The organism is Streptomyces sp. NPDC104096 (assembly GCF_055584385.1).
In genome coordinates this window covers 92,965-119,443 of sequence record NZ_JBVJMD010000013.1, presented here as the reverse complement: position 1 = coordinate 119,443, position 26,479 = coordinate 92,965, and the positions used below count along the sequence as shown (strand labels likewise).

At 72.2% G+C, this 26,479-nt stretch carries 24 protein-coding genes; 22 read left to right on the top strand and 2 right to left on the bottom strand.

Annotated elements, in window-relative coordinates:
• Positions 1 to 269 precede the first annotated feature (269 nt).
• The 7 genes from aroC (at position 270) to nusB (ending at position 6,490) form a co-directional block, all read left to right on the top strand.
• A complete protein-coding gene (gene aroC / locus ACZ60B_RS16665; protein ID WP_469387513.1) occupies positions 270 to 1,454 on the top strand; it encodes a chorismate synthase in 1,185 nt (394 codons plus the stop codon).
• Complete coding sequence (locus ACZ60B_RS16660) at positions 1,451 to 1,966, top strand: shikimate kinase (protein ID WP_469387511.1); 516 nt, start codon at positions 1,451 to 1,453, stop codon at positions 1,964 to 1,966. The genes aroC and ACZ60B_RS16660 overlap by 4 nt, the downstream gene beginning before the upstream one ends.
• Entirely contained in the window at positions 1,963 to 3,054 is a 1,092-nt protein-coding gene (gene aroB, locus ACZ60B_RS16655) for a 3-dehydroquinate synthase (protein WP_469387509.1), read from the top strand. Before ACZ60B_RS16660 ends, aroB begins: the two co-directional genes overlap by 4 nt.
• A 164-nt stretch (positions 3,055 to 3,218) precedes the next feature.
• Entirely contained in the window at positions 3,219 to 4,130 is a 912-nt protein-coding gene (locus tag ACZ60B_RS16650; RefSeq protein WP_469387506.1) for a Pro-rich N-terminal domain-containing protein, read from the top strand.
• 198 nt (positions 4,131 to 4,328) lie between these two features.
• On the top strand, positions 4,329 to 5,435 hold the full coding sequence (locus ACZ60B_RS16645) for an aminopeptidase P family protein (RefSeq protein ID WP_469387504.1): 1,107 nt from the start codon (positions 4,329 to 4,331) through the stop codon (positions 5,433 to 5,435).
• Between the two features lie 51 nt (positions 5,436 to 5,486).
• Positions 5,487 to 6,053, top strand: a complete 567-nt coding sequence (gene efp / locus ACZ60B_RS16640; protein ID WP_392621865.1) for an elongation factor P — start codon at positions 5,487 to 5,489, stop codon at positions 6,051 to 6,053.
• Between the two features lie 2 nt (positions 6,054 to 6,055).
• The gene (gene nusB / locus ACZ60B_RS16635) at positions 6,056 to 6,490 is read left to right on the top strand and encodes a transcription antitermination factor NusB (RefSeq protein ID WP_162470101.1); all 435 of its coding nucleotides are present in this window, start codon (positions 6,056 to 6,058) and stop codon (positions 6,488 to 6,490) included.
• A gap of 191 nt (positions 6,491 to 6,681) precedes the next feature.
• On the opposite strand, the gene bldD is transcribed toward nusB, so the two are convergent.
• Positions 6,682 to 7,182 (bottom strand): transcriptional regulator BldD, encoded by a 501-nt coding sequence (gene bldD / locus ACZ60B_RS16630; RefSeq protein ID WP_152893850.1) that lies wholly within the window; start codon positions 7,180 to 7,182, stop codon positions 6,682 to 6,684.
• Between the two features lie 252 nt (positions 7,183 to 7,434).
• Here bldD and pyrR point away from each other — a divergent pair, with 252 nt between their 5' ends.
• The 14 genes from pyrR (at position 7,435) to ACZ60B_RS16560 (ending at position 24,335) form a co-directional block, all read left to right on the top strand.
• A complete protein-coding gene (pyrR, locus tag ACZ60B_RS16625; protein ID WP_469387500.1) occupies positions 7,435 to 8,004 on the top strand; it encodes a bifunctional pyr operon transcriptional regulator/uracil phosphoribosyltransferase PyrR in 570 nt (189 codons plus the stop codon).
• Positions 8,005 to 8,125: 121 nt separating this feature from the next.
• Positions 8,126 to 9,112 carry an aspartate carbamoyltransferase catalytic subunit gene (locus ACZ60B_RS16620; RefSeq protein WP_469387498.1) on the top strand — a complete coding sequence of 329 codons (987 nt, stop codon included), beginning with the start codon at positions 8,126 to 8,128 and terminating at the stop codon, positions 9,110 to 9,112.
• A gap of 4 nt (positions 9,113 to 9,116) precedes the next feature.
• On the top strand, positions 9,117 to 10,403 hold the full coding sequence (locus ACZ60B_RS16615; RefSeq protein ID WP_469387496.1) for a dihydroorotase: 1,287 nt from the start codon (positions 9,117 to 9,119) through the stop codon (positions 10,401 to 10,403).
• A complete protein-coding gene (locus ACZ60B_RS16610; RefSeq protein WP_469387493.1) occupies positions 10,400 to 10,969 on the top strand; it encodes a PH-like domain-containing protein in 570 nt (189 codons plus the stop codon). The genes ACZ60B_RS16615 and ACZ60B_RS16610 overlap by 4 nt, the downstream gene beginning before the upstream one ends.
• Entirely contained in the window at positions 10,966 to 12,123 is a 1,158-nt protein-coding gene (gene carA, locus ACZ60B_RS16605; RefSeq protein WP_469387491.1) for a glutamine-hydrolyzing carbamoyl-phosphate synthase small subunit, read from the top strand. Before ACZ60B_RS16610 ends, carA begins: the two co-directional genes overlap by 4 nt.
• Complete coding sequence (carB, locus tag ACZ60B_RS16600; protein ID WP_469387489.1) at positions 12,116 to 15,424, top strand: carbamoyl-phosphate synthase large subunit; 3,309 nt, start codon at positions 12,116 to 12,118, stop codon at positions 15,422 to 15,424. Before carA ends, carB begins: the two co-directional genes overlap by 8 nt.
• 104 nt (positions 15,425 to 15,528) lie before the next feature.
• Complete coding sequence (locus tag ACZ60B_RS16595; protein WP_469387487.1) at positions 15,529 to 16,635, top strand: quinone-dependent dihydroorotate dehydrogenase; 1,107 nt, start codon at positions 15,529 to 15,531, stop codon at positions 16,633 to 16,635.
• A complete protein-coding gene (gene pyrF, locus ACZ60B_RS16590) occupies positions 16,632 to 17,477 on the top strand; it encodes an orotidine-5'-phosphate decarboxylase (protein ID WP_469387485.1) in 846 nt (281 codons plus the stop codon). The genes ACZ60B_RS16595 and pyrF overlap by 4 nt, the downstream gene beginning before the upstream one ends.
• Before the next feature lie 300 nt (positions 17,478 to 17,777).
• Positions 17,778 to 18,101 (top strand): integration host factor, encoded by a 324-nt coding sequence (locus ACZ60B_RS16585; protein ID WP_003977346.1) that lies wholly within the window; start codon positions 17,778 to 17,780, stop codon positions 18,099 to 18,101.
• A gap of 60 nt (positions 18,102 to 18,161) precedes the next feature.
• Entirely contained in the window at positions 18,162 to 18,755 is a 594-nt protein-coding gene (gmk, locus tag ACZ60B_RS16580; RefSeq protein WP_469387484.1) for a guanylate kinase, read from the top strand.
• Positions 18,756 to 18,807: 52 nt separating this feature from the next.
• On the top strand, positions 18,808 to 19,077 hold the full coding sequence (gene rpoZ / locus ACZ60B_RS16575) for a DNA-directed RNA polymerase subunit omega (protein WP_030785847.1): 270 nt from the start codon (positions 18,808 to 18,810) through the stop codon (positions 19,075 to 19,077).
• 123 nt (positions 19,078 to 19,200) lie between these two features.
• Positions 19,201 to 20,403, top strand: a complete 1,203-nt coding sequence (gene coaBC, locus ACZ60B_RS16570) for a bifunctional phosphopantothenoylcysteine decarboxylase/phosphopantothenate--cysteine ligase CoaBC (protein WP_469387481.1) — start codon at positions 19,201 to 19,203, stop codon at positions 20,401 to 20,403.
• Between the two features lie 237 nt (positions 20,404 to 20,640).
• Positions 20,641 to 21,849: a methionine adenosyltransferase gene (metK, locus tag ACZ60B_RS16565; protein ID WP_162469547.1), complete on the top strand. Its 1,209-nt coding sequence runs from the start codon at positions 20,641 to 20,643 to the stop codon at positions 21,847 to 21,849.
• Positions 21,850 to 22,163: 314 nt separating this feature from the next.
• Positions 22,164 to 24,335 (top strand): primosomal protein N', encoded by a 2,172-nt coding sequence (locus ACZ60B_RS16560; protein ID WP_469387479.1) that lies wholly within the window; start codon positions 22,164 to 22,166, stop codon positions 24,333 to 24,335.
• A gap of 145 nt (positions 24,336 to 24,480) precedes the next feature.
• On the opposite strand, the gene ACZ60B_RS16555 is transcribed toward ACZ60B_RS16560, so the two are convergent.
• Entirely contained in the window at positions 24,481 to 25,005 is a 525-nt protein-coding gene (locus ACZ60B_RS16555) for a hypothetical protein (RefSeq protein ID WP_469387477.1), read from the bottom strand.
• A gap of 371 nt (positions 25,006 to 25,376) precedes the next feature.
• On the opposite strand from ACZ60B_RS16555, the gene fmt reads away from it, so the two are divergent.
• Positions 25,377 to 26,309 (top strand): methionyl-tRNA formyltransferase, encoded by a 933-nt coding sequence (gene fmt / locus ACZ60B_RS16550; RefSeq protein WP_469387476.1) that lies wholly within the window; start codon positions 25,377 to 25,379, stop codon positions 26,307 to 26,309.
• Positions 26,310 to 26,479 lie beyond the last annotated feature (170 nt).

Sequence of the window (26,479 nt, the reverse complement as noted above, 5' to 3'; positions counted from 1 at the left end):
CGGTCGGTCCCACAGGTGCCGGCTTCCTCGGTGCCCACGCTCCGGGACAGGGCCAGGACCACGGCCGGGGGCAGGAGCAGGGCAGGGCGGGCCGGGTCCACCGCCGACGCCGGTTCGTCCCGCCTGATGGACCGGCGGCCGGGTCCGCCGCGTGAACGTGGGAGGATCGGAGGTGGCGGGCCGGGGCCGCGCACCCGGTAGCGCCATCGCCGTACGCGAGGACGCGCGTACGCAGGGCAGTACCAGGGCGCGAGCACTGAGGAGCACCGTTGAGCAGGCTGCGTTGGCTGACCGCGGGGGAATCCCACGGTCCCGCACTCGTCGCGACGCTGGAGGGCCTTCCCGCCGGCGTGCCGATCACCACGGAGATGGTGGCGGATCATCTGGCGAGGCGGCGGCTGGGCTATGGGCGCGGTGCGCGGATGAAGTTCGAGCGGGACGAGGTCACGTTCCTCGGCGGCGTCCGGCACGGACTGACCATGGGCTCCCCGGTCGCGGTCATGGTGGGCAACACCGAGTGGCCCAAGTGGGACAAGGTCATGTCGGCCGACCCCGTGGACCCGGCGGAGCTCGCCGCACTCGCCCGCAACGCGCCGCTGACCCGGCCGCGACCGGGCCACGCCGACCTGGCCGGCATGCAGAAGTACGGCTTCGACGAGGCCCGCCCGGTCCTGGAGCGCGCCTCCGCCCGGGAGACCGCGGCCCGGGTCGCGCTCGGCGCCGTCGCCCGGTCGTACCTCAAGGAGACGGCCGGGATCGAGATCGTCTCGCACGTGGTGGAACTGGCCGCGGCCAAGGCGCCCTACGGCGTCCTGCCGACCCCCGCCGACGTCGAGCGGCTGGACGCCGACCCGGTGCGCTGCCTGGACGCGGACGCGTCGAAGGCGATGGTCGCGGAGATCGACCAGGCCCACAAGGACGGCGACACCCTCGGCGGTGTGGTCGAGGTCCTCGCCTACGGCGTACCGGTCGGCCTGGGCTCGCACGTGCACTGGGACCGCCGTCTGGACGCGCGCCTGGCCGCCGCCCTCATGGGCATCCAGGCGATCAAGGGCGTCGAGGTCGGCGACGGCTTCGACCTGGCCCGGGTGCCCGGCTCCAAGGCGCACGACGAGATCCTCACCACCGCCGACGGCATCCGGCGGGCCACCGGCCGCTCCGGCGGCACCGAGGGCGGCCTGACCACCGGCGAGCTGCTGCGGGTGCGGGCCGCGATGAAGCCGATCGCGACCGTGCCGCGGGCCCTGCAGACCGTGGACGTCGCCACCGGCGAGGCCGCCCAGGCGCACCACCAGCGCTCCGACGTGTGCGCGGTCCCCGCGGCCGGCATCGTCGCCGAGGCGATGGTCGCGCTGGTGCTGGCGGACGCGGTGGCGGAGAAGTTCGGCGGCGACAGCGTCGCCGAGACCCGCCGCAACGTGCGGTCGTACCTCGACCACCTGCACATCCGATGAGCGGGCCACTGGTCGTCCTGGTCGGCCCGATGGGCGTGGGCAAGTCCACCGTCGGGCAGCTGCTGGCCGAGCGGCTCGGCGTCGGCTACCGGGACACGGACGACGACATCGTCGCCGAGCAGGGCCGCAGCATCGCCGAGATCTTCGTCGACGAGGGCGAGAGCGCCTTCCGCGCGATCGAGAAGACGTCCGTGCGGCGCGCGCTGGCCGGCCACGACGGCGTGCTGGCGCTGGGCGGCGGCGCGGTCCTCGACGCCGACACGCGCGGGCTGCTGGCGGGGCTGCGGGTGGTGTACCTCTCGATGGACGTCGAGGAGGCCGTCAGGCGCACCGGCCTGAACACGGCCCGCCCGCTGCTCGCCGTCAACCCGCGCAAGCAGTGGCGCGAGCTGATGGAGGCCCGCCGGCACCTGTACGAGGAGATCGCCACGGCCGTCGTGGCGACGGACGGCCGTACCCCCGAAGAGGTCACCCGGGCCGCCCTGGACGCACTGGAGTTGAAGGAAGCATGAGCGAGTCTGTGACGCGGATCCAGGTCGGCGGCAGCGCGGGGTCCGCGCCGTACGAGGTCCTGGTCGGGCGTCAGCTGCTGGGCGAGCTCGGCGCGCTGATCGGCGACAAGGCCCAGCGGGTCGCGATCATCCACCCCGAGGCGCTGGCCGAGACCGGGGACGCGCTCCGCGCCGACCTGGCCGAGCAGGGCTTCGAGGCCGTCGCCATCCAGGTGCCCAACGCGGAGGAGGCCAAGACCGCCGAGGTCGCCGCCTACTGCTGGAAGGCGCTCGGCCAGTGCGGGTTCACCCGCACCGACGTCGTCGTGGGCGTCGGCGGCGGCGCGACCACGGACCTCGCCGGGTTCGTGGCCGCGACCTGGCTGCGCGGGGTGCGCTGGATCGCCGTACCGACCACCGTCCTCGCCATGGTGGACGCGGCCGTCGGCGGCAAGACCGGCATCAACACGGCCGAGGGCAAGAACCTCGTCGGCGCCTTCCACCCGCCGGCCGGGGTGCTGTGCGACCTGGCCGCGCTGGACTCCCTCCCGGTCAACGACTACGTCTCCGGCCTCGCCGAGATCATCAAGGCCGGCTTCATCGCCGACCCGGTGATCCTGGACCTCATCGAGTCGGACCCCGCCGCCGCCCGCACCCCCGCGGGCCCGCACACCGCCGAGCTCATCGAGCGCTCCATCAAGGTCAAGGCCGACGTCGTGTCGTCCGACCTGAAGGAGTCGGGGCTGCGGGAGATCCTCAACTACGGCCACACGCTCGCGCACGCCATCGAGAAGAACGAGCGCTACAAGTGGCGCCACGGCGCCGCGGTCTCGGTCGGCATGCACTTCGCCGCCGAACTGGGCCGCCTGGCCGGCCGCCTCGACGACGCCACGGCGGACCGCCACCGCACGGTCCTTCAGTCGGTCGGTCTTCCGCTGCACTACCGCTACGACCAGTGGCCCAAGCTGCTGGAGGCCATGAAGGTCGACAAGAAGTCCCGCGGCAACCTGCTGCGCTTCATCGTGCTCGACGGACTGGCCAAGCCGACCGTCCTGGAGGGACCGGACCCGGCCGTCCTGCTCGCCGCGTACGGCGAAGTGGGCGAGTAAGTACCGCAACATCCGATCCGCCCGGTTCTCTTCGCACCCCGGGGCACTACGGACCGCCCCCGGCCGTTCACCAAAGGACAGCCTGGGGCGGTACCGTTCAGTAGCGAACGGGGTATGCACCCCGTGCCCTCGCCCATTGCCTGTACGAGACGGAGTGGCACCGGATGCAGCACGCAGTGGGTTCTCCGCTGCCGCAGCCCCACCAGCCGGGGCACGGTCCGGCCGCCGGCTGGTCGCCGGCCGCACAACACCAGGGACCGCACCACCAGGGTGCGCACCAGGGGCCCGCCCCGGTGCCGCCCCCCGCGGGGCCCGGATACATCGGCACACCGGCGCCGGGGCCGATGCCGCCGCCCGTGCCGCCGACGCAGCCGCCGGCTGCGCCGCACACGGTCCAGCAGCACCATCAGGCGCCGGTCCCGGCGCCTGACACCACGGGTCATGTACCGCTGCCGCCCGGGGGCCCGGTCGCCATGCCGGCTCCGCCGCCCGCCGCCGCGGCCGTGCCCGACCCGTCGGCCACCACCCTCGCGGTGCTGCTCATCGGTCCCGCGGGGGCCGGCAAGACCAGCGTCGCCAAGTACTGGGCCGACCACCGCCGCGTCCCCACCGCGCACATCAGCCTCGACGACGTGCGCGAATGGGTCCGGGCCGGTTTCGCCGACCCGCAGTCCGGGTGGAACGACAACTCCGAGGCGCAGTACCGGCTGGCCCGGCGCACCTGCGGGTTCGCCGCGCGCAACTTCCTCGCCAACGGGATCTCGTGCATCCTCGACGACGCCGTCTTCCCCGACCGCCCGGTCGTCGGGCTCGGCGGCTGGAAGCGGCACGTGGGGCCGGGTCTGCTGCCGGTCGTGCTGCTGCCCGGTCTGGACATCGTCCTGGAGCGCAACGCCGAACGCCGCGGCAACCGCCGTCTGACCGACGAGGAGGTCGCCCGGATCCACGGCCGGATGGCCGGGTGGTACGGCTCGGGGCTGCCGATCATCGACAACTCGCAGCTGGACGTCCCCGCGACGGCCCGCGTCCTGGACGACGTGCTGGCCCGCTCGATCGCGAGCCCACCGCAGTGGTAGCCGGCCGGGCCGCCGCGACGCCGGACGGCCCGGCCGCCATGGCCGCGGAGAGCCCGTCCGCCAACACGGCGGGCGGCCCGTCCGCCGGGGCCGCAGGCCGGGCGCCGAGGGACCTCGGACGGTAGGTCGCCCGAACGGAGCCCGCCCACACGGCTCTCCCGAACGGCGGGATCCGGCCACCGCTCGTAGGCTCGGCTCATGTCAGAGGTGTACGCGGCCCGCCGGACGCGGCTACGAGAGCGGTGCAACGCGGGCGGCAGCGCGGCGGCGCTCGTCTCCCGGGCCGCCAATGTGCGCTATCTCGCGGGCGCCGCCCCGCGGGACGCCGTCCTGCTCCTCGGAAAGCGCGAGGATCTGCTGGTCTGCGCCGCCCCGCCGGAAGAACGGCCCGCCGAGGGCCGCCCCGACGAGGCGCTGCGCGTCCATGTCCTGTCCGGACCCGGCGGTGATCCGGCCGTCGCGGCCGCCGATCTCGTCGCGGCCCAGGGCGCCGACTCCGTGGCCGTCGAGGAGCACCACCTCACCGTGGCCCGGCACCGCGCCATCGGCTCGGTCGCCCCCGGGCTGCGCCTGGCCGACCTCGGCGGCGCGGTCGAGCAGTTGCGGGTGGTCAAGGACGAGGAGGAGATCTCCTGTCTGCGGATCGGCGCGGAGATCGCCGACCAGGCCCTCGGCGAGCTGCTGGAGTCCATCCTGGTCGGGCGGACCGAGCGTCATCTCGCCCTGGAGCTGGAGCGGCGCCTCGTCGACCACGGGGCCGACGGTCCCGCCTTCGCGACCTCCGTCGCCACCGGCCCGAACTCCGGGCTGCGCGGCCACGCGCCCACCGACCGCAGGGTCGAGGAGGGCGACTTCCTCTCCGTCTGCCTCGGCGCGACCTACCACGGCTATCGCTGCGAGATCGGCCGTACGTTCGTCATCGGCACCTCGCCCGCCGACTGGCAGATCGAGCTCTACGACCTCGTCTTCGCCGCCCAGCGTGCCGCACGGGAGTCCCTGACGCCCGGTGCGGGCTATCGTGACGTGGACAGTGCCGCACGTCACGTCCTGGGCTCCGCGGGGTACCGAGAGGGCCTGCCGGCGCTCACCGGGCACGGCGTGGGACTCGAAATCGACGAGGACCCGCAGCTTGCTCCCGCAGCCATGGGTAAACTGGACGCTTGCGTGCCGGTCACCGTCGAACCGGGGGTTCACCTCCCGGGCCGGGGCGGCGTCCGGATCGATGACACGCTCGTCGTACGCCCCGAGGCGGACGGCGGACCCGAGCTACTCACCATCACGACCAAGGAGCTGCTCGCCCTGTAGGCAGGTGCGTGCGCCGGGGTCGTCCACGTCAGTCCAGGAGATTCCGCAACCGTGGCTTCCACGAACGACCTCAAGAACGGCCTGGTGCTCAAGCTCGAAGGCGGCCAGCTCTGGTCCGTCGTCGAGTTCCAGCACGTCAAGCCCGGCAAGGGCCCTGCCTTCGTGCGCACCAAGCTGAAGAACGTGCTTTCCGGCAAGGTCGTCGACAAGACGTTCAACGCCGGTGTCAAGGTCGAGACGGCCACTGTCGACAAGCGCGACATGCAGTTCTCGTACATGGACGGCGAGTACTTCGTCTTCATGGACATGGACACGTACGACCAGCTGATGATCGACCGCAAGACGGTCGGCGACGCGGCCAACTTCCTCATCGAGGGCTTCACGGCCGTCGTCGCCCAGCACGAGGGCGAGGTGCTCTTCGTCGAGCTGCCCGCCGCCGTCGAGCTGGTCATCTCCGAGACCGAGCCGGGTGTCCAGGGCGACCGCTCCACCGGTGGCACCAAGCCCGCCACGCTGGAGACCGGCCACCAGATCCAGGTCCCGCTCTTCATCACCACCGGTGAGAAGATCAAGGTCGACACCCGCACGAGCGACTACCTCGGCCGGGTGAACAGCTAACCGTGGCTGCCCGCAACACGGCCCGCAAGCGCGCCTTCCAGATCCTCTTCGAGGGCGACCAGCGCGGCGCGGACGTCCTGACGGTCCTCGCGGACTGGATCCGGCTCTCCCGGACCGACGACCGGCAGCCGCCGGTGAGCGAGTACACGATGCAACTGGTCGAGGGGTACGCGCAGTACGCGCGGCGCATCGACGAGCTGATCGCGCAGTACTCCGTCGGCTGGACGCTCGACCGGATGCCGGTCGTCGACCGCAACCTCCTGCGTCTCGGCGCCTACGAGCTGATCTGGGTCGACGAGACCCCGGACGCCGTGGTGCTGGACGAGATGGTGCAGCTGGCGAAGGAGTTCTCCACGGACGAGTCGCCCTCGTTCGTCAACGGCCTGCTCGGCCGGCTGAAGGAACTCAAGCCCTCGCTGCGTCGCGACGAGGCATAAGCGGCACGGGAAGTCGGGGGAGACCCCTTGCATGCCGGAGGGCCCGCAGCGTCACGCTGCGGGCCCTCCGGCATGCAAGGGGTCCAGTGGGACCCATGAGGCTCGTGAGGCCCGCAGAAAGCCGCCGGGGTGGCCGGAACGGTGAAGTTCCGGCCACCCCGGCGGCACGTTTCTGCTGAGACGGCTCTTGCTCAGTTGTCCTCGTGGGCGACCGCGCGGCGCGCGTCCGCGTCCAGGACACCCCAGTTGATCAGCTGTTCGGTGAGCACCGAGGGCGACTGGTCGTAGATGACGGCGAGGGTGCGCAGGTCGTCCTGGCGGATCGAGAGCACCTTGCCGTTGTAGTCACCGCGCTGCGACTGGATCGTGGCCGCGTACCGCTGGAGCGGGCCGGCCTTCTCCACCGGCACGTGGGCGAGGCGCTCCAGGTCGAGCACCAGCTTCGGCGGCGGCTCGGCGGCGCCGCCAGGGGTCGTGCCCGGGAGCAGCTCCTGTACGGGAACGCCGTAGAAATCCGCCAGTTCGGCAAGACGCTGTACGGTCACGGCACGGTCACCGCGCTCGTACGAACCGACCACGACCGCCTTCCAGCGTCCCTGGGACTTCTCCTCGACACCGTGGAGGGAAAGGCCCTGCTGGGTGCGGATGGCCCGGAGCTTGGCCCCGAGCTGTTTGGCGTATTCGCTGGACATATGGCTCCCCGGCACTGGGTCGACGCGGCTGGCGTTGGTTCCCGCCACGCAGTTGGTAACTCACTGTGAGGTTACGCAGCGTGATTCTCCTGCGTCAAGCCGAATGGTCCACACCGACGCTTCGGCGAAGCCGGCGATCGATTGCGCCAAGGGGGTGATCAGGACGGTCATGTCGGCCTGCTAACGTGGATGGCGCAATCCCGACGTCCTTTAAGGTCCGTCCCGTGAGGCGGAGAAGGAGGTCCGTTTCGTATGGACACATCATTTCCCGATGCGCGGCCCGTTCTCGAAGGCCCGGACATCGCGCGGGTACTGACCCGCATCGCCCACGAGATCGTCGAGCGCGCCAAGGGCGCCGACGACGTGGTGCTCCTCGGCATCCCCACCCGGGGCGTCTTCCTCGCCCGGCGGCTCGCCGACAAGCTGGCGGAGATCACCGACCGCAAGATGCCGGTCGGCTCGCTCGACATCACGATGTACCGCGACGACCTGCGTATGCACCCGCCGCGTGCGCTGGCCCGCACCGAGATCCCCGGTGACGGGATCGACGGCCGCCTCGTCGTCCTCGTCGACGACGTGCTCTTCTCCGGCCGCACGATCCGCGCCGCCCTCGACGCCCTGAACGACATCGGGCGCCCCCGCGCGGTCCAGCTCGCGGTCCTCGTCGACCGCGGCCACCGCGAGCTGCCCATCCGCGCCGACTACGTCGGCAAGAACCTCCCCACGTCGCTGCGGGAGACGGTCAAGGTCCAGCTCGCCGAGGAGGACGGTCGCGACACCGTGCTGCTCGGCGCGAAGCGGACCGTCCCGGGCGAGCAGTAGTCACACGGGGGCGTACGTCGGCGACGTACGTCCTGCCCGTGTGCCCGCGCACGCCCGCCGCGCCGCTCCGGGAACCCCCGGACCCGCCTCCCCGCCTGAACTGCCTTACGGAGCCTGAAAGATGCAGCGTCATCTCATCTCGGCCGCCGACCTCACCCGCGACGACGCCGTCCTGATCCTCGACACCGCCGAGGAGATGGCCCGGGTGGCCGACCGGCCGATCAAGAAGCTGCCGACCCTGCGCGGCCGCACGATCGTCAACCTCTTCTTCGAGGACTCGACCCGCACCCGGATCTCCTTCGAAGCCGCCGAGAAGCGCCTCTCGGCGGACGTCATCAACTTCACCGCCAAGGGGTCGAGCGTCTCCAAGGGCGAGTCCCTGAAGGACACCGCGCAGACCCTGGAGGCCATGGGCGTCGACGCCGTGGTCATCCGGCACGGTGCCTCCGGCGCCCCCTACCGCCTGGCCACCTCCGGCTGGATCGACGCCGCCGTGATCAACGCCGGCGACGGCACCCACCAGCACCCCACGCAGGCCCTGCTGGACGCGTTCACCATGCGCCGCCGGCTCGTCGGCCGCGACGCCGGGATCGGCCAGGACCTGGCCGGCAAGCGGATCACCCTCGTCGGCGACGTCCTGCACAGCCGGGTCGCCCGCTCCAACGTCGACCTGCTGCACACCCTCGGCGCCGAGGTCACCCTGGTCGCCCCGCCCACCCTGGTGCCGGTCGGCGTGGAGACCTGGCCCTGCGAGGTCTCCTACGACCTCGACAGCACGCTGCCCAAGTCCGACGCCGTGATGATGCTGCGCGTCCAGCGCGAGCGCATGAACGCCGCCTTCTTCCCGACCGAGCGCGAGTACTCGCGGCGCTACGGCCTGGACGGCGAGCGCATGGCGAAGATGCCCGAGCACGCGATCGTGATGCACCCCGGCCCGATGGTCCGCGGCATGGAGATCACCGCAGAGGTCGCCGACTCCGAGCGCTGCACGGTCGTCGAGCAGGTCGCCAACGGCGTCTCCATCCGCATGGCGGTCCTCTACCTGCTGCTCGGCGGCAACGAGCCCGCCGTCACCCAAGCCCGCACCACCGCCACCGAGGAGAAGTAAGACGATGAGCAAGATCCTGATCCGTGGTGCGAAGGTGCTCGGCGGCGAGCCCCAGGACGTGCTGATCGACGGCGCGACGATCGCCGCCGTGGGCACCGGACTCGACGCCGACGGCGCCGAGGTGGTCGAGGCCGACGGCAAGGTCCTGCTGCCGGGCCTGGTCGACCTGCACACCCATCTGCGCGAGCCGGGCCGCGAGGACTCCGAGACCGTCCTGACCGGCACCCGCGCCGCCGCCTCCGGCGGCTACACCGCCGTGTTCGCCATGGCCAACACCTTCCCGGTCGCCGACACCGCCGGTGTGGTCGAGCAGGTCTACCGGCTCGGCCGGGAGCACGGCTACTGCGACGTGCAGCCCATCGGCGCCGTCACCGTCGGCCTGGAGGGCAGGAAGCTCGCCGAGCTCGGCGCCATGCACGAGTCCGCCGCCGGCGTCACCGTCTTCTCCGACGACGGCAAGTGCGTCGACGACGCCGTGATCATGCGCCGGGCGCTGGAGTACGTGAAGGCCTTCGGCGGCGTGGTCGCCCAGCACGCGCAGGAGCCCCGCCTCACCGAGGGCGCCCAGATGAACGAGGGCGTCGTCTCCGCCGAACTCGGCCTGGGCGGCTGGCCCGCGGTGGCCGAGGAGTCGATCATCGCCCGGGACGTCCTGCTGGCCGAGCACGTCGGCTCCCGCGTCCACATCTGCCACCTCTCGACCGCCGGCTCCGTCGAGATCGTCCGCTGGGCCAAGTCCCGCGGCATCGACGTCACCGCCGAGGTCACCCCGCACCACCTGCTCCTCACCGACGAGCTGGTGCGCTCGTACAACCCGGTCTACAAGGTCAACCCGCCGCTGCGCACCGAGCGGGACGTGCACGCCCTGCGCGAGGCGCTCGCCGACGGCACGATCGACATCGTCGCCACCGACCACGCCCCGCACCCGCACGAGGACAAGGACTGCGAGTGGGCCGCGGCCGCCATGGGCATGGTCGGTCTGGAGACCGCGCTGTCGGTGGTCCAGGAGACGATGGTCGACACCGGGCTGCTCGACTGGGCGGGCGTCGCCGACCGGATGTCGGTCAGGCCGGCGCAGATCGGACAGGCCTCCGGCCATGGACGACCCGTCTCGGCAGGTGAGCCCGCGAACCTCGTCCTGGTGGACACGCAATACCGTGGACCGGTGGACCCCGCGCGCTTCGCCTCGCGCAGCCGCAACACCCCCTACGAGGGCCGCGAGCTGCCGGGCCGTGTCACGCACACGTGGCTGCGGGGCAAGGCCACCCTCGTCGACGGGAAGCTCACGTGACACCTGTAATCCTGCTGGCCGCCGAGAAGAGATCGGCCGAGGTCACCGACTGGGCGGCCCGGATCGGCTGGCTCGTCGGACTCGCGCTCTTCGTCGCGCTCGTCTACTGGCTGATGCGCGAGGGCTGGAAGTGGCGCGGCACCCTCCAGGGCGACCTGCCCGAGCTGCCCACCGCGCCGGACGAGCCCGGTCCGGCGAGACTGGGCATGAGCGGCCGCTACCACGGCTCCACCACCGCCGGGCAGTGGCTGGACCGCATCGTGGCGCGCGGCCTGGGCACCCGCAGCCGGGCCGAGCTCACCCTGACCGACGCGGGCCTGGACGTCGTACGCCCCGGCGCGGACGACTTCTTCGTCCCGCGCCGGGCACTGCGCGAGGCCCGGCTCGACAAGGGCATCGCAGGCAAGGTGCTCACCGAGGGCGGCCTGCTGGTCGTGACGTGGGCCCACGGCGACCGGCTGATCGACTCCGGGTTCCGCTCCGACCGGGCGGCGGAACACAACGAGTGGGTCGACGCCATCAACGCGATGATCGAAAAGACGGAAACAACGGAAGGCGCACGATGACCACCTCCACGCAGGGGAATGCCTCGAAGAGGAAAGGGGCGCCTCCCGCCGTACTCGTCCTGGAGGACGGCCGGGTCTTCCGCGGCCGCGCCTACGGGGCCGTGGGGGAGACCTTCGGCGAAGCGGTGTTCTCCACCGGCATGACCGGCTACCAGGAGACCCTCACCGACCCCTCGTACGACCGGCAGATCGTCGTCGCCACCGCCCCGCAGATCGGCAACACCGGCTGGAACGACGAGGACGACGAGTCCAGCCGCATCTGGGTCTCCGGCTACGTCGTCCGCGACCCCGCGCGCGTGCCCTCGAACTGGCGCGCCACCCGCTCCCTCGACGACGCGCTCGCCGACCAGGGCGTCGTCGGCATCTCCGGCATCGACACCCGCGCCCTCACCCGCCACCTGCGCGAGCGCGGCTCCATGCGCTCCGGCATCTTCTCCGGCGGGGCGATCGCCACCGACGCCGAACTCGTCGCCCGTGTGCAGGCCCAGCCGCACATGAAGGGCGCGAGCCTGTACGAGGAGGTCGCCACCAAGGAGGCCTACGTCGTCCCGGCGGTCGGCACGAAGAAGTTCACCGTCGCCGCCATCGACCTCGGCATCAAGGGCATGACCCCGCACCGGATGGCCGAGCGCGGCATCGAGGTGCACGTGCTGCCCGCCACCGCGACCGAGGACGAGGTCTACGCCGTCGCCCCCGACGGCGTGTTCTTCTCCAACGGCCCCGGCGACCCGGCGACCGCCGACGGCCCCGTCGCGCTGATGACGGCCGTCCTGAAGCGGAAGACACCCCTGTTCGGCATCTGCTTCGGCAACCAGATCCTCGGCCGCGCCCTCGGCTTCGGCACCTACAAGCTGAAGTACGGCCACCGCGGCATCAACCAGCCGGTCCAGGACCGTACGACCGGCAAGGTCGAGGTCACCGCGCACAACCACGGCTTCGCCGTGGACGCGCCGCTCGACCAGGTCACCGAGACGCCCTTCGGCCGCGCCGAGGTCTCCCACGTGTGCCTCAACGACGACGTCGTGGAAGGACTGCACCTGCTCGACCAGCCGGCCTTCTCCGTCCAGTACCACCCCGAAGCGGCAGCGGGACCGCACGACGCCGCCTACCTGTTCGACCGCTTCGTATCTTTGATGGAGGGCCAGCGTGCCTAAGCGCACCGATATCCAGTCCGTCCTGGTCATCGGCTCCGGCCCGATCGTCATCGGCCAGGCCGCCGAGTTCGACTACTCCGGCACCCAGGCGTGCCGCATCCTGCGCGCCGAGGGGCTGCGCGTCGTCCTGGTCAACTCCAACCCGGCGACGATCATGACCGACCCGGAGATCGCCGACGCGACCTACGTCGAGCCGATCACCCCGGAGTTCGTCGAGAAGATCATCGCCAAGGAGCGCCCCGACGCGCTGCTGCCCACCCTGGGCGGCCAGACGGCCCTGAACACGGCGATCTCGCTGCACGAGAACGGCGTCCTGGAGAAGTACGGCGTCGAGCTGATCGGCGCCAACGTCGAGGCCATCCACAAGGGCGAGGACCGCGAGCAGTTCAAGGCGGTCGTCGAGGAGGTCAACCGCAAGATCGGCCACGGCGAGTCCGCCCGCTCGGTCATCTGCCACTCCATGGACGACGTCATCGCGGGCGTCGACACGCTCGGCGGCTACCCGGTCGTCGTCCGCCCCTCCTTCACCATGGGCGGCGCCGGCTCCGGCTTCGCCCACGACGAGGAGGAGCTGCGCCGCATCGCCGGCCAGGGCCTGACGCTCTCCCCGACCACCGAGGTGCTCCTGGAGGAGTCCATCCTCGGCTGGAAGGAGTACGAGCTGGAGCTGATGCGCGACAAGCACGACAACGTCGTGGTCGTCTGCTCCATCGAGAACTTCGACCCCATGGGCGTGCACACCGGCGACTCGATCACCGTGGCGCCCTCGATGACCCTCACCGACCGCGAGTACCAGATCCTGCGTGACATCGGCATCGCCGTGATCCGCGAGGTCGGCGTCGACACCGGCGGCTGCAACATCCAGTTCGCGGTGAACCCGGTCGACGGCCGGGTCATCGTCATCGAGATGAACCCGCGCGTGTCGCGCTCCTCGGCGCTCGCCTCCAAGGCGACCGGCTTCCCGATCGCCAAGATCGCCGCCAAGCTCGCCGTCGGCTACACCCTCGACGAGATCCCGAACGACATCACCCAGGAGACCCCGGCCTCCTTCGAGCCCACGCTCGACTACGTGGTCGTCAAGGCCCCGCGCTTCGCCTTCGAGAAGTTCCCCTCGGCCGACTCCACCCTCACCACCACCATGAAGTCGGTCGGCGAGGCCATGGCCATCGGCCGCAACTTCACCGAGGCCCTCCAGAAGGCGTTGCGCTCGCTGGAGAAGAAGGGCAGCCAGTTCACGTTCACCGGCGACCCCGGCGACAAGGACGAACTGCTGCGCGCGTCGGTGCGGCCCACCGACGGCCGCATCAACACCGTCATGCAGGCCGTCCGCGCGGGCGCCACGCCCGAGGAGGTCTTCGAGCACACGAAGATCGACCCCTGGTTCGTCGACCAGCTCTTCCTGATCAAGGAGACCGCCGACGAGCTCGCCGCGGCCGAGCGCCTGGACGTCGACCTGCTGGCCGAGGCCAAGCGGCACGGCTTCTCCGACCAGCAGATCGGTGAGATCCGCGGGCTGCGCGAGGACGTCGTGCGCGAGGTGCGGCACGCGCTGGGCATCCGCCCGGTGTACAAGACCGTCGACACCTGCGCCGCCGAGTTCGCCGCGAAGACGCCGTACTTCTACTCCTCCTACGACGAGGAGAACGAGGTCGCGCCCCGCGAGAAGCCCGCGGTGATCATCCTGGGCTCCGGCCCGAACCGCATCGGCCAGGGCATCGAGTTCGACTACTCCTGCGTCCACGCCTCCTTCGCGCTGAGCGAGGCGGGCTACGAGACCGTGATGGTCAACTGCAACCCCGAGACCGTCTCCACCGACTACGACACCTCCGACCGGCTGTACTTCGAGCCGCTCACCCTGGAGGACGTGCTGGAGATCGTGCACGCCGAGTCGCTGGCCGGTCCGATCGCGGGCGTCGTGGTCCAGCTCGGCGGCCAGACCCCGCTGGGCCTGGCGCAGGCCCTCAAGGACAACGGCGTGCCGGTCGTGGGCACCTCGCCCGAGGCCATCCACGCGGCCGAGGACCGGGGCGCCTTCGGGCGCGTGCTCGCCGAGGCCGGGCTGCCGGCCCCCAAGCACGGCACCGCCACCACCTTCGACGAGGCCAAGGCCATCGCGGACGAGATCGGCTACCCGGTCCTGGTGCGCCCGTCGTACGTCCTGGGCGGCCGCGGCATGGAGATCGTCTACGACGAGACCCGGCTGTCGTCCTACATCGCCGAGTCCACCGAGATCAGCCCCACCCGGCCGGTCCTGGTCGACCGCTTCCTCGACGACGCGATCGAGATCGACGTCGACGCCCTCTACGACGGCCACGAGCTCTACCTCGGCGGCGTCATGGAGCACATCGAGGAGGCCGGCATCCACTCCGGCGACTCGGCGTGCGCCCTGCCGCCGATCACCCTGGGCGGCTTCGACATCAAGCGCCTGCGTGCCTCCACCGAGGCCATCGCGCGCGGGGTGGGCGTCCGCGGACTGATCAACATCCAGTTCGCGATGGCGGGCGACATCCTCTACGTCCTGGAGGCCAACCCGCGCGCCTCGCGCACCGTCCCCTTCACCTCGAAGGCGACCGCGGTGCCGCTGGCCAAGGCCGCGGCGCGGATCTCGCTGGGCGCCACCGTCGCCGAGCTGCGCGCCGAGGGGCTGCTGCCGGCCACCGGCGACGGCGGCGAGCTGCCGCTGGACGCGCCGATCTCCGTCAAGGAGGCCGTGATGCCGTGGAGCCGCTTCCGCGACACCTCCGGCCGCGGTGTGGACACCGTCCTCGGCCCGGAGATGCGCTCCACCGGCGAGGTCATGGGCATCGACTCCGTCTTCGGCACGGCGTACGCCAAGTCGCAGTCGGGCGCGTACGGGCCGCTGCCCACCAAGGGTCGCGCGTTCATCTCGGTCGCCAACCGCGACAAGCGTTCGATGATCTTCCCGGCGCGCGAGCTGGTCGCCCACGGCTTCGAGCTCCTCGCCACCTCCGGTACGGCCGAGGTCCTCAAGCGCAACGGCCTCAACGCCACGGTGGTGCGCAAGCAGTCCGAGGGCACCGGTCCGAACGGTGAGCGGACCATCGTCCAGCTCATCCACGACGGCGAGGTCGACCTCATCGTCAACACCCCGTACGGCACCGGTGGCCGGCTCGACGGCTACGAGATCCGTACGGCCGCCGTCGCCCGGGCCGTGCCGTGCCTGACGACGGTCCAAGCGCTCGCCGCCGCCGTCCAGGGCATCGACGCGCTCAACCACGGCGACGTGGGCGTCCGCTCGCTCCAGGAGCACGCGCAGCACCTGACCGCGGCGCGCGACTAGCGGCCCCGAGGGGGACACCGGAAACGGTGTCCCCCTCTTCATGACGGCCCCCACGTCATGGCCCCCACGTCATGAGGGCCCCCGAGGACTCGAGGACTTTCGAGATGTACAAACTCTTCTTCCGTCTGGTCTTCCGGCGCATGGACCCCGAGCAGGCCCACCACCTCGCCTTCCGCTGGATCCGGCTCGCGGCGCGCGTCCCCGTCCTGCGCACCTTCGCGGCCGCCGCGCTCGCGCCCCGCCACAAGGAACTGCGCACCGAGGCCTTCGGGCTGCGGATGCACGGCCCCTTCGGGCTGGCGGCCGGCTTCGACAAGAACGCCGTCGCGATCGACGGCATGTCGATGCTCGGCTTCGACCACATCGAGATCGGCACGGTGACCGGGGAGGCGCAGCCCGGCAACCCCAGGAAGCGGCTGTTCCGCCTGGTCCCGGACCGGGCGCTGATCAACCGCATGGGCTTCAACAACGACGGCTCGCTCGCGGTCGCGGCCCGGCTGGCCGCGCGGACGCCCGTGTTCAGGACCGTCGTGGGCGTGAACATCGGCAAGACCAAGGTCGTCCCGGAGGCGGAGGCCGTCGGCGACTACGTGAAGTCGGCCGAGCGGCTGGCGCCGTACGCCGACTACCTGGTCGTCAACGTCTCCTCCCCGAACACGCCCGGCCTGCGCAACCTCCAGGCCACGGAGGCGCTGCGCCCGCTGCTCGGCGCGGTGCGCCAGGCCGCGGACCGCGCGGTGACCGACCGCCGGGTCCCGCTGCTGGTGAAGATCGCCCCGGACCTCGCCGACGAGGACGTCGACGCCGTCGCCGACCTGGCCGTCGAACTCGGCCTGGACGGGATCATCGCCACCAACACCACCATCGCGCGCGAGGGACTCGGTCTGACCTCGTCGCCCGCGCTGGTCCAGGAGACCGGCGGCCTGTCCGGCGCGCCGCTGAAGGCCCGCTCGCTGGAGGTGCTGCGCCGCCTCTACGCGCGCGTGGGCGACCGGATCACCCTGGTGGGCGTCGGCGGCATCGAGGACGCCGAGGACGCCTGGCAGCGCATCCTCGCGGGCGCCACCCTGATCCAGGGCTACAGCGCCTTCATCTACGAGGGACCCTTCTGGGCCCGCGCCGTGCACAAGGGGCTCGCCGCGCGCCTGCGCACCAGCCCGTACCCCACCCTCGCCGACGCGGTCGGCGCGGACGTCAGGAAGGCCGCATGAGCTCTCTGGAACCCTTCGGCGCCCGGCTGCGCCGCGCGATGGACGAGCGCGGGCCGCTGTGCGTGGGCATCGACCCGCACGCCTCCCTGCTCGCCGAGTGGGGCCTCGACGACGACGTGGCCGGTCTGGAGCGGTTCAGCCGCACGGTCGTCGAGGCGACGGCCGACCGGGTAGCCGTCCTGAAGCCGCAGAGCGCGTTCTTCGAGCGCTTCGGCTCCCGCGGGGTGGCCGTGCTGGAGAAGTCGGTCGAGGAGGCGCGGGCGGCCGGCGCGCTGATCGTCATGGACGCCAAGCGCGGGGACATCGGCTCCACCATGGCCGCCTACGCCGAGTCCTTCCTGCACAAGGACGCCCCGCTGTTCTCGGACGCGCTGACCGTCTCGCCCTACCTCGGCTACGGGTCGCTGGCCCCGGCCGTCGCGCTGGCGCGCGAGAACGGCGCGGGTCTGTTCGTGCTCGCCCTGACCTCCAACCCGGAGGGCGGCGAGGTGCAGCACGCGGTGCGCGCGGACGGCCGCACCGTCGGGGCGACGATGCTGGCCCACCTGGCGGCCGAGAACGCGGGCGAGGAGCCCCTGGGGTCCTTCGGGGCGGTCGTCGGCGCCACGCTGGGCGACCTGTCGTCGTACGACCTCGACATCCACGGTCCGCTCCTCGCGCCCGGCATCGGGGCCCAGGGCGCGACGCCGGCCGACCTTCCCGGGGTGTTCGGCGCGGCGGTGCGCAACGTGGTGCCCAACGTCAGCCGGGGTGTGCTGCGGCACGGTCCCGACGTCGGCGCGCTGCGGGCCGCCGCGGACCGGTTCGCGAGGGAGATCGAGGCCGCGGTCGCGGCCGTCTGAGGCACTCGGAGGCCGCCGTCGACGGCCTTCCAGGCCGACTTGAGGCTGGATACATCCTCAAATCCGGGGCAATATGTCTAAAATGTCCAGTCCTGATGGAGGCTGACCAGGACTTTTCCTCTGTTCTCGCTGACTCCGGCGGACTTGGCCGCTAGTCTCCGAGCAGTGGGGGTCCCTCCCACGCTTTTAAAGCAGTGGGGTGAACGGGCGCAGCGTGTTGCTCGTAACTCCCTAGGTGTGGGGCGACTAGGTTCCTCACCGGTCCGTATCCGACAGTTCGACATCCGAGGTGACGTAGGCGTGGCTCTTCCGCCCCTTACCCCCGAACAGCGCGCAGCCGCGCTCGAAAAGGCCGCCGCGGCTCGCCGGGAGCGGGCCGAGGTCAAGAATCGACTCAAGCACTCCGGCGCCTCCCTTCACGAGGTCATCAAGCAGGGTCAGGAAAACGACGTCATCGGCAAGATGAAGGTTTCCGCCCTGCTGGAGTCCCTGCCGGGCGTGGGCAAGGTCCGCGCCAAGCAGATCATGGAGCGACTCGGCATCTCCGAGAGCCGCCGCGTGCGTGGCCTCGGGTCCAACCAGATCGCCTCCCTTGAGCGCGAGTTCGGCAGCACCGGCTCCTGAGTGCCGGGTGGTCCGGGACTGACGTTCCGGGCACCCCGGGATTGCTGGAATAATCGCTGCATGGCTGCAACATTCCGGGGGACGACCCCCGAGCCCCCGGACGTACGTCCGCGGCTGACCGTGCTCTCCGGCCCCTCCGGGGTCGGTAAGAGCACGGTCGTCGCCCATATGCGCAAGGAACACCCCGAGGTGTGGCTGTCGGTGTCGGCGACGACCCGCAGGCCCCGTCCCGGGGAGAAGCACGGAGTCCACTACTTCTTCGTCAGCGACGACGAGATGGACAAGCTGATCGCCAACGGCGAACTGCTGGAGTGGGCCGAGTTCGCGGGCAACCGCTACGGCACGCCCCGCGCGGCCGTGCTGGAGCACCTGGAGGCCGGCGTCCCGGTCCTCCTGGAGATCGACCTCCAGGGCGCCCGGCAGGTCCGTGAGTCCATGCCCGAGGCCCAGCTGGTGTTCCTGGCCCCGCCCTCCTGGGACGAGCTGGTGCGCCGGCTCACCGGCCGCGGCACCGAGCCGCCCGAGGTCATCGAGCGCCGTCTGGAGGCGGCGAAGATCGAACTCGCGGCCGAGTCGGAGTTCGACGAGACCCTGGTCAACACCTCCGTCAAGGACGTGGCGCGAGAGCTGCTAGCCTTGATGGATGTCGTGTGATCACGATCCTGTGAGCATGACCGATCTTTTCCCGACCATCGGAAGGTAGAGCGTGTCCTCTTCCATCTCCGCGCCCGAGGGCATCATCAACCCGCCGATCGACGAGCTTCTCGAGGCCACGGACTCGAAGTACAGCCTCGTGATCTACGCGGCCAAGCGGGCCCGCCAGATCAACGCGTACTACTCGCAGCTCGGCGAAGGCCTGCTCGAGTACGTCGGTCCGCTCGTCGACACCCACGTCCACGAGAAGCCGCTCTCGATCAGCCTGCGCGAGATCAACGCGGGACTGCTGACGTCCGAGGCCATCGAGGGCCCGGCGTAGTAGTATTTCCAGCTTACGGTTGGCTTTTCCACAGGCCCGGCAGCGCGACTGCCGGGCCTGTGGTGTGTGATGGAGGCGTGCGCCCGTCGCCCGGCGCACACGAGCGAGCGGAGGGGAGCGACGGTGGACAAGCCGAGGGTCGTGCTGGGGGTCAGCGGTGGCATCGCCGCCTACAAGGCCTGCGAGCTGCTGAGAAGACTGACGGAGTCGGGGCACGACGTCCGTGTCGTGCCCACCGCCTCCGCGCTGCACTTCGTGGGCGCCGCGACCTGGTCCGCGCTCTCCGGCCACCCCGTCTCCACCGAGGTCTGGGACGACGTCGACCAGGTCCCGCACGTGCGCATCGGCCAGCACGCCGACCTGGTGGTCGTCGCCCCCGCCACGGCCGACATGCTCGCCAAGGCCGCCCACGGACTCGCGGACGACCTGCTCACGAACACGCTCCTCACCGCGCGCTGCCCCGTGGTCTTCGCCCCCGCCATGCACACGGAGATGTGGGAGCACCCGGCCACCCAGGAGAACGTGGCCACGCTGCGCCGCCGCGGCGCGGTCGTCATCGAGCCGGCCGTGGGCCGTCTCACCGGCGTCGACACCGGCAAGGGCCGGCTGCCCGACCCGGTCGAGATCTTCGAGGTCTGCCGCCGTGTGCTCGCCCGCGGTGCCGCGCGGCCCGATCTCGCCGGCCGCCATGTCGTCGTCAGCGCCGGCGGCACCCGCGAACCCCTCGACCCGGTGCGCTTCCTCGGCAACCGCTCCTCGGGCAAGCAGGGCTACGCCCTCGCCCGCACGGCCGCGGCCCGCGGCGCCCGGGTCACCCTGGTCGCCGCGAACACGGGCCTGCCCGACCCGGCCGGTGTGGACGTCGTCCAGGTCGGTACGGCCGTCCAGCTGCGCGAGGCCGTGCTCAAGGCGGCCCCGGACGCGGACGCGGTCGTGATGGCCGCCGCGGTGGCCGACTTCCGGCCCTCGGCCTACGCGACCGGAAAGATCAAGAAGAAGGACGGCCAGGAACCGGAGCCCATCGTCCTCGTGCGGAATCCGGACATCCTGGCGGAGATCTCCGCCGACCGCGCCCGGCCCGGCCAGGTGGTCGTCGGCTTCGCCGCCGAGACCGACGACGTCCTCGCCAACGGCCGCACCAAGCTGCGCCGCAAGGGCTGTGACCTGCTCGTGGTGAACGAGGTGGGGGAGCGCAAGACTTTCGGCTCCGAGGAGAACGAGGCTGTGGTACTGGGCGCCGACGGAAGCGAGACGGCCGTACCGTACGGCCCGAAAGAGGCCCTGGCCGAAACCGTGTGGGACCTTGTGGCGCAACGCCTGGGGTGAATGTTTCCCTCGGCGCGTGGATCACGCCAGTCCCGGACTTTCGGGCGTGGCGCCCCTGGTCAAGCTCGAGCGGCATTGGGCAGAATGCCCCGTGCCGCAGGTCACAGCCCTTCCGAGAGGCGAGACAGTGGGGCCTTGACCGAGCGCGACCGATAAACTGTTCTCGGACGAGATCAGGCGCAGCCCTGTCCGTCCGCCAATGATCAGCCAGCAGCCGCTGCAACCCCAGGGAGCGTTGTGTCCCGTCGCCTGTTCACTTCGGAGTCTGTGACCGAGGGTCACCCCGACAAGATCGCTGACCAGATCAGCGACACCATTCTCGACGCGCTTCTGCGCGAGGACCCGACCTCCCGGGTCGCGGTCGAGACCCTGATCACCACCGGTCTGGTGCACGTGGCCGGAGAGGTCACCACCAAGGCCTACGCGCCGATCCCGCAGCTCGTGCGCGAGAAGATCCTCGAGATCGGCTACGACTCCTCGAAGAAGGGCTTCGACGGCGCCTCCTGCGGCGTCTCGGTGTCGATCGGTTCGCAGTCCCCGGACATCGCGCAGGGCGTCGACACGGCCTACGAGTCCCGGGTCGAGGGCGACGACGACGAGCTCGACAAGCAGGGCGCCGGCGACCAGGGCCTGATGTTCGGCTACGCCAGCGACGAGACGCCGACCCTGATGCCGCTGCCGATCTTCCTGGCGCACCGCCTGTCGAAGCGGCTGTCCGAGGTCCGCAAGAACGGCGCCATCCCCTACCTGCGCCCCGACGGCAAGACCCAGGTCACCATCGAGTACGACGGCGACAAGGCGGTCCGCCTGGACACGGTCGTCGTCTCCTCCCAGCACGCCAGTGACATCGACCTGGACTCGCTGCTGACCCCGGACATCCGCGAGTTCGTCGTGGAGCCGGAGCTCAAGGCCCTCCTCGACGACGGCATCAAGCTGGAGACCGAGGGCTACCGCCTGCTGGTCAACCCCACCGGCCGGTTCGAGATCGGCGGTCCGATGGGTGACGCGGGCCTCACCGGCCGCAAGATCATCATCGACACCTACGGCGGCTTCGCCCGCCACGGCGGCGGCGCCTTCTCCGGCAAGGACCCGTCCAAGGTCGACCGCTCGGCCGCCTACGCGATGCGCTGGGTCGCCAAGAACGTCGTCGCCGCGGGTCTCGCCTCCCGCTGCGAGGTCCAGGTCGCCTACGCGATCGGCAAGGCCGAGCCCGTCGGTCTCTTCGTCGAGACCTTCGGCACCCACAAGGTCGAGCCGGAGAAGATCGAGAAGGCGATCGACGAGGTCTTCGACCTGCGTCCGGCCGCCATCATCCGCGACCTCGACCTGCTGCGCCCGATCTACGCCCAGACGGCCGCCTACGGCCACTTCGGCCGTGAGCTGCCCGACTTCACCTGGGAGCGCACGGACCGCGTGGACGCGCTGAAGAAGGCCGCGGGGCTGTAGGTCCCGCCTCCGGTTCCCGGCACGGGCCCGGACCTCCCTCGGGGAGGTCCGGGCCCGTCCTGCTTGCCGTGTGCCGAGCGAGCCCGTCCGGTGCCTCCCGCCCGGCCGTGCGGGGCGAAAACCAATGGCCGCGGGGGCGCCGGGCCCGTACGGTGAGGACTCTCCCGGTGCGAAGGCCGCGGCTCCTTCGATGGAGTGCGCCCCCAGGGCGTGCGGTGAAGTCAGGCACGTGTCGCCGCTGCCGTGCGGATCTCGGGAGGTCTCGGTGATCACCACGACGCCGGTTGTCGGTCGCGTTTGGTAAGAATGCAGGCGTGAGCAGCGAGAACCGGACGGGGGAGGGCGGCGCGGAAGGCGCGCCGCCCGAACAGCTCGCGCTCATCCGGGCGAGCGTGCGCGAGGCCAAGGTGCCGCGGGCCAAGCCCCGGACCTGGCGGGGGGCCGCCCTGGCGAAGGAGCTGCCCGTCGCCCGGGTGCTCGTCGACAAGGGCGTGCTGCACCTCGACCGCTACTTCGACTACGCCGTGCCCGAGGAGCTCGACGCGGACGCGCAGCCCGGCGTGCGGGTGCGGGTGCGCTTCGGCGCCGGGCGGCACCGGGTGCGCGACGGCCGCCGCGAGGGCGGGGGCCTCATCGACGGGTTCCTGGTGGAGCGCCGGGCCGAGTCCGACTACTCCGGACCGCTGGCCGCGCTCGCCCAGGTCGTGTCGCCCGAACCCGTACTCGACGGGGAACTGCTGACGCTGGCGCGGGCCGTCGCCGACCGGTACGCCGGGAGCCTCGCCGATGTGCTCCAGCTCGCCGTGCCGCCGCGCAGCGCGCGGGCCGAGCAACGCCCCTCGCCCGAGCCCCTGCCTCCCCCGAAAGCGCCCGGGACGGGTTCCTGGGCGCGGTACGAGCAGGGGGCCGGGTTCCTGCGGTCGCTGGCCTCGGGGGGCGCGCCGCGCGCCGTGTGGAACGCCCTGCCGGGGCCCGGGTGGAGCGAGGAACTGGCGCGCGCCGTCGCGGCGACCCTCGCCTCCGGACGCGGGGCGCTCGTCGTCGTGCCCGACGGGCGCGCCGCCTCCCGGGTCGACGCCGCGCTGACGGCGCTGCTGGGCGAGGGACGGCACGCGCTGCTGACCGCCGACGCCGGACCCGAGAAGCGCTACCGGCAGTGGCTCGCGGTGCGCCGGGGATCGGTGCGGGCCGTGGTCGGCACCCGGGCCGCGATGTTCGCACCGGTACGCGACCTCGGCCTTGTCGCCCTCTGGGACGACGGCGACGACAGCCACAGCGAGCCGCACGCGCCCCAGCCGCACGCCCGCGAGGTGCTCCTGCTGCGCGCCGCCCAGGACCGGTGCGCCTTCCTGCTGGGCAGCCGGGACTGCACCGTGGAGGCGGCGCAGCTCGTCGAGAGCGGCTGGGCCCGGCCACTGGTCGCCGGGCGCGAGCAGGTACGGCGTGCCGTGCCTCTCGTACGGACCGTCGGGGACCTGGATCTGGCCCGGGACGAGGCGGCGCGGGCCGCCCGGCTGCCGAGCCTCGCCTGGCAGACGGCCAGGGAAGGCCTGCGGCACGGACCGGTGCTCGTCCAGGTGCCCCGGCGCGGCTATGTGCCGCGGATGGCCTGCGCGCAGTGCCGCGCCCCCGCCCGCTGCCGGCACTGCGCCGGGCCGCTGGAGGCACGGGACGGCGGTGCGCTGTGGTGCGGCTGGTGCGGCCGTGAGGAATCCGGCTGGCACTGTCCGGAGTGCGGCTCGTTCCGGCTGCGCGCCCAGGTCGTGGGCGCCCGGCGCACCGCGGAGGAACTGGGGCGGGCGTTTCCGGCGGTACCGGTGCGCACCTCGGGCCGCGAGCACGTGCTCGACACCGTGCCGGGGACGCCCGCGCTGGTGGTGAGCACACCGGGCGCCGAGCCCGTCGCCGAGGGCGGTTACGCGGCCGCCCTGCTGCTGGACGGCTGGGCCATGCTCGGCCGGCCCGATCTGCGGGCCGGGGAGGACGCCCTGCGTCGGTGGATCGCGGCGGCCGCGCTCGTACGGCCGCAGAGCGCCGGCGGGACCGTGGTGGTCGTCGCCGAGCCGACCCTGCGCCCGGTGCAGGCGCTGGTGCGGTGGGATCCCGTCGGTCACGCGGTGCGGGAGCTCGCCGAGCGGGCCGAACTGGGCTTCCCGCCGGTCTCGCGGATGGCGGCCGTGTCGGGCCGGGCGGAAGCGGTCGCCGCGTTCCTCGACTCGGTGCGACTGCCCCCGGACGCCGAGGTGCTCGGGCCCGTGCCCGTCCCCGGCACGGCACCGGGCCGCCCGCGGCGGCCGGGGGCGCCGCCGCCGGGGGAGCACTGGGAGCGCGCGCTGGTCCGGGTGCCGCCGGGGAGCGGTGGCGCGATGGCGGCCGCCCTGAAGGCGGCGCAGGCCGCCCGGATGGCCCGGGGCGCGGGCGGCGGCGCGGCCGGGGCGGCGAGCGAGCCGGTGCGGGTGCGGATCGACCCGCCGGACATCGGCTGAGGCGGGCATCGGCTGAGGCGGGCATCGGCCGCCGGCCGGGACTGGCATCGGCCGCTCCCGGGCGCGTGGGGCGGTGAGATGCGGCTGCCCTCCCGGGGCCGGCCGGGAGGGCAGGGAAGGCGGAGCGGGCGGGGACGAAGGTGTGTCAGCCGTTGCGGGGGGCGGGGAAGACGGCCGGTCTGACCTCGTCGCGCAGGGTGGGGCTGCCCGCCGTCGGCTGGGTGGGCATCGAGCGGGCCGCGGGGATGGCGGTGCCGACGTTGACCGTGCGGTTGTCCGACGTCTCCGCGATCTGCTCCGACTCGGCTGCCGCCTGGGCCGCGGCGCGACGGGCGCCGTAACGGCGGTGCACCGCCTGCTTGGTGACCCCGAGAGCGGAGCCCACCGCGTCCCACGAGAAACCGAGCGAGCGGTCGAAGTCGACCGCGGCCGTCACCAGGGTCTCGACGCTGTCCCGCAGTTCCTGGGCCAGCCGGACCGTCGGGGCGGGGGCGCGTCCGTACACCACGAAGCCCGTGGAGGGGCCGGAGCGGCGCGGACGGTAGACGTTGCCCAACTGCGCCGTGAGCGTGCGGAGCGCGTCCACCTGGCGGCGGACCCGCTCGATGTCCCGCACCAGCAAGTGCAGGCTGGCCCGGGCCTGGGCGTCGTTGGTTGCGTGGTCGGCCATGAACAAGCCTCTCGAACCGGCGTTGAAAGGAACTGGGCCGCTGGGCGGCCCGCTGTGTCAACTCTTTCTTGACCAACGCGTGTGAGCGCCGCTGGTCACGGTGTGGGGGCGTATGGACATCCGCGTACGCCCCCGGTGCGGACGTGCGCGGGGCGTCCGCGCGCGGGGCGTCCGTCCGTGCGCGGTGCGGACGCGCACGGTGTCGCCGTCGGCCAGGGGCCGTCCGTCACCTTGCGGCCCCTGACCGCACAGGACGCGGCGTCGGCGGGCGGGTGCCGCCTCCGTGGTCATGGATCGGCGGGGGCCGTCCCCATGGTCATAGACTTGTGCGCTGCCGTTGCCCATCCCGCCCGAGAGGCCCGATCCCACCCATGAAGCTCGTCTTCGCCGGTACCCCCGAGGTCGCCGTTCCCGCCCTGGACGCCCTGCTCGCCTCCGGGCGGCACGAGGTGGCCGCCGTCGTCACGCGCCCGGACGCACCGGCCGGGCGCGGTCGCAGGCTGGTCGCGTCCCCCGTGGCCCAGCGCGCGGAGGAGGCCGGGATCGAGGTGCTGAAGCCCGCGAAGCCGCGCGACCCGGAATTCCAGGAGCGGCTGCGGGAGATCGCCCCCGACTGCTGCCCCGTCGTCGCCTACGGCGCCCTGCTGCCCAAGTCGGCCCTGGAGATCCCGGCCCACGGCTGGGTCAACCTGCACTTCTCGCTGCTGCCCGCCTGGCGCGGGGCCGCGCCCGTGCAGCACTCCATCATGGCCGGGGACGAGATCACGGGCGCCTCCACCTTCCTCATCGAGGAGGGGCTCGACTCCGGGCCGGTCTACGGCACCGTCACCGAGGAGATCCGGCCCACCGACACCAGCGGCGACCTGCTGACCCGGCTCGCCTTCGCGGGCGCCGGGCTGCTCGCCGCGACCATGGACGGGGTCGAGGACGGCAGCCTGCGGGCCGTGCCGCAGCCGGGCGAGGGCATCACCGTCGCACCGAAGATCACCGTGGAGGACGCCCAGGTGGACTGGGCCACCCCGGCGCTGCGGGTCGACCGGGTCGTCCGCGGCTGCACGCCCGCGCCCGGCGCCTGGACCGTCTTCCGCGGCGAGCGGCTGAAGCTCGTCCACGTCACCCCTGTGCCGGGGCGGACCGACCTCGCCCCGGGCGTCCTGGACGTCGCCAAGAACAACGTCTACGTCGGCACCGGCTCGTACGCGGTCGAGCTGCTGTGGGTGCAGGCCCAGGGCAAGAAGCCGATGCGGGCGGCGGACTGGGCGCGGGGCGCGCGGATCGCCCACGGGGAGAGCCTCGGGAGGTAGGGCCTTCCGCTCGGACCGGGTCGGCTTCGCCCGGGGCGCCGTCACGGCCGCCCCGAGCGGGGCGCGGGGTGCGTGCGGCCGCAGGGCGGAGGAGTCCCGGCGGGGGTCCGGGCAGGGGGGCCGGGACCCCCGGGACGTACGCTGGGGGCGTATCACCATCTAACATCCGG

What these genes read in the sequence shown, in the direction of transcription:
- ACZ60B_RS16660 (WP_469387511.1), top strand. Translation starts at nt 1,451, where the DNA reads ATGAGCGGGCCACTGGTCGTCCTGGTCGGCCCGATGGGCGTGGGCAAG.
- aroB (WP_469387509.1), top strand. Translation starts at nt 1,963, where the DNA reads ATGAGCGAGTCTGTGACGCGGATCCAGGTCGGCGGCAGCGCGGGGTCC.
- ACZ60B_RS16650 (WP_469387506.1), top strand. Translation starts at nt 3,219, where the DNA reads ATGCAGCACGCAGTGGGTTCTCCGCTGCCGCAGCCCCACCAGCCGGGG.
- ACZ60B_RS16645 (WP_469387504.1), top strand. Translation starts at nt 4,329, where the DNA reads ATGTCAGAGGTGTACGCGGCCCGCCGGACGCGGCTACGAGAGCGGTGC.
- bldD (WP_152893850.1), bottom strand. Translation starts at nt 7,182, where the DNA reads ATGTCCAGCGAATACGCCAAACAGCTCGGGGCCAAGCTCCGGGCCATC.
- pyrR (WP_469387500.1), top strand. Translation starts at nt 7,435, where the DNA reads ATGGACACATCATTTCCCGATGCGCGGCCCGTTCTCGAAGGCCCGGAC.
- ACZ60B_RS16620 (WP_469387498.1), top strand. Translation starts at nt 8,126, where the DNA reads ATGCAGCGTCATCTCATCTCGGCCGCCGACCTCACCCGCGACGACGCC.
- ACZ60B_RS16615 (WP_469387496.1), top strand. Translation starts at nt 9,117, where the DNA reads ATGAGCAAGATCCTGATCCGTGGTGCGAAGGTGCTCGGCGGCGAGCCC.
- carA (WP_469387491.1), top strand. Translation starts at nt 10,966, where the DNA reads ATGACCACCTCCACGCAGGGGAATGCCTCGAAGAGGAAAGGGGCGCCT.
- ACZ60B_RS16595 (WP_469387487.1), top strand. Translation starts at nt 15,529, where the DNA reads ATGTACAAACTCTTCTTCCGTCTGGTCTTCCGGCGCATGGACCCCGAG.
- pyrF (WP_469387485.1), top strand. Translation starts at nt 16,632, where the DNA reads ATGAGCTCTCTGGAACCCTTCGGCGCCCGGCTGCGCCGCGCGATGGAC.
- gmk (WP_469387484.1), top strand. Translation starts at nt 18,162, where the DNA reads ATGGCTGCAACATTCCGGGGGACGACCCCCGAGCCCCCGGACGTACGT.
- ACZ60B_RS16555 (WP_469387477.1), bottom strand. Translation starts at nt 25,005, where the DNA reads ATGGCCGACCACGCAACCAACGACGCCCAGGCCCGGGCCAGCCTGCAC.
- fmt (WP_469387476.1), top strand. Translation starts at nt 25,377, where the DNA reads ATGAAGCTCGTCTTCGCCGGTACCCCCGAGGTCGCCGTTCCCGCCCTG.